Raw genomic sequence first — 2166 nt, 5'->3', positions numbered from 1 at the left:
CTTGTGCCGCTTGTTTGCCATTCTCTGTCCTCCGTTCCCTATACATAACGGTGGACCTAGGCAGCTGGGGCATTCCACTGAGACCTCCCAAACTTCCGGGGCGGCGACGCGCTGCCCCGGCTTTTCCTTTCGACACGGATGCTAGGGGCCGATGCGCAAGAGCTTTCTCCTTTCCGGGCTGACCCTCGTGGCCGTGGCGGCAGTGGTGGGCTGGCAGATCTGGTCTCCGGACGAGCCCGCCCGGCCCTCCCCGATGGCCTCGGTTTTTGAGGCGAGCGATGCTTACCAGTTCGACCCGCCCGCCCCGGGCAGCTACCGCCTGAACCGCATCAAATCCGCGCCCGATGACCGGGTGCTCGATATCGCGGGCCGCGAACACAACCTGCACGACCTGACGCGGGGCAAGATCTCACTTGTCAGCTTCGTCTATCTCACCTGCGGCGGCGTGAACGGCTGTCCGCTGGCCATGTCGGTTTTATTCGACGTGCATGATGCCAGCGGCGACCTGCCCGGGTTGAACGAGGACGTGCAGCTGCTGACGATCAGCTTTGATCCCGCCCGCGACACGGTCGAGGCGATCGAGACCTTTGCCTATCCCATCACCTCGGACGAGCACGCGAGCGACAAGCTCGACTGGCAGGTGCTGACCACCTCGGGGCCGCAAGAGCTGACCCCCATTCTGGACGGCTATGGTCAGGTCGTGGACCGGTCCGAGGATCAGGAGACGATCAGCCACCTGTTGCGTCTCTATCTGGTCGACCGACAGGGTGACATCCGCAACGTCTATGGTCTGGGCTTTCTCGACCCGCGCCTGTTCTTGACCGATATCGAAACCCTTCTGATGGAAGAGGCGGGCGCGTGATCCGTGCACTTGCGACAGCGCTGGCCCTCATCGCCCCCGCCGCTTTGGCCGGGGACTATGGCGCCGCCCTGCCCGCGCCGATCAGCGCCGAGACCTGCCCGACAGATACGACGGACTGGACCAAGGCCGCGCTGGAGCGCAGCCTGACACCGCAACTGGGCCTGCCCCCTGTGCCGCATCCGGTCGACAACCCACCGACCGAGGCCAAGATCGCACTGGGGCGCAAGCTGTTCTTCGACCGGCGCCTGTCGATCAACCGCACCATGTCCTGTGCCATGTGCCATGTGCCCGAACTGGGGTTTGCAAACTGGGAACTGGCCACCGCCATCGGGGTCGAGGGGCGAAGCGTCAAGCGCAACGCGCCCAGCGTGATCAATGTGGGCTTTCTGAGCCCGCTCTTTCACGACGGGCGCGACCCGGCGCTGGAAACCCAGTTCGTCGCACCCCTGGTGACCCGCAACGAGATGGCCAACCCCTCGATCGGCCATGTGGTGGCCGAGTTGACCCACCTGCCCGATTACCGTCCATTGTTTGATGCGGCCTTTACCGCGCCCGCCTCGCTTGACCGCATCGGCCAGGCGCTCGGCGCCTATCAGTGCAGCCTGACGCTGGGTAATAGCGCTTTTGACCGCTGGTTCTACGGCGGCGACGAGGCCGCGATGGACGCGGCGGCGCAGCGGGGATTTGAGCTGTTCACCGGCAAGGCCGATTGCGCTTCGTGCCACCTGATCGACGCGGATCATGCGCTCTTCACCGATCAGGCCTTTCACGACACCGGCTATGGCCGGAGGCGCGAAGAGCGGCGTCAGAACCCGCCCGCCAGCCACCTGGTCCAGGTGGCGCCCGGCGTGGTGCATCAGGTCGATTTTTCTCGCATCCGGGCGGTCAGCGCCCCGCGCGAGGCCGATCTGGGCCGTTACGAGGTGACAGAGGAGCCTGCGGATCGGTGGAAGTTCCGCACGCCGGGCCTGCGCAATCTGGCGGTGACTGCGCCCTATATGCATGACGGCGCGCTGACGACGCTGGGCGAGGTATTGGAGTTCTACAACATGGGCGGCGCCGGACATCCCGATCAGGATGCACGCATCCGCCCGCTGGGCCTCAACCCCGCCGAACTGGCGGATATCTAAGCTTTTTTGTTGGCGCTCACCTCGGAGGGGCTCGATTGCCTCGTGGCCTAGGCACGCAGCCACCCCCCCGACAATTTCTGACCTAAGGAGAACACATATATGCGGACGCGCGCGGCGGTAGCTTTGGAGGCGGGCAAGCCTCTGGAAGTGATGGAAGTGAACCTCGAAGGGCCC

Annotated in this window: 2 protein-coding genes; both read left to right on the top strand. The window is 64.9% G+C overall.

Features of this window, described 5'->3' with window-relative positions:
* The first annotated feature begins 151 nt into the window (after nucleotides 1-151).
* Nucleotides 152-862 carry an SCO family protein gene (locus OE747_RS24525; protein WP_263831051.1) on the top strand — a complete coding sequence of 237 codons (711 nt, stop codon included), beginning with the start codon at nucleotides 152-154 and terminating at the stop codon, nucleotides 860-862.
* The gene (locus OE747_RS24520) at nucleotides 859-1992 is read left to right on the top strand and encodes a cytochrome-c peroxidase (protein WP_263831050.1); all 1134 of its coding nucleotides are present in this window, start codon (nucleotides 859-861) and stop codon (nucleotides 1990-1992) included. Before OE747_RS24525 ends, OE747_RS24520 begins: the two co-directional genes overlap by 4 nt.
* Nucleotides 1993-2166 lie beyond the last annotated feature (174 nt).

The organism is Ruegeria aquimaris, from assembly GCF_025751555.1.
In the GTDB taxonomy this organism is placed as follows: Bacteria; Pseudomonadota; Alphaproteobacteria; order Rhodobacterales; family Rhodobacteraceae; genus Ruegeria_B; species Ruegeria_B aquimaris.
Note: the sequence above shows the minus strand (reverse complement) of the source record. Positions and strands in the feature narration are given on the sequence as shown.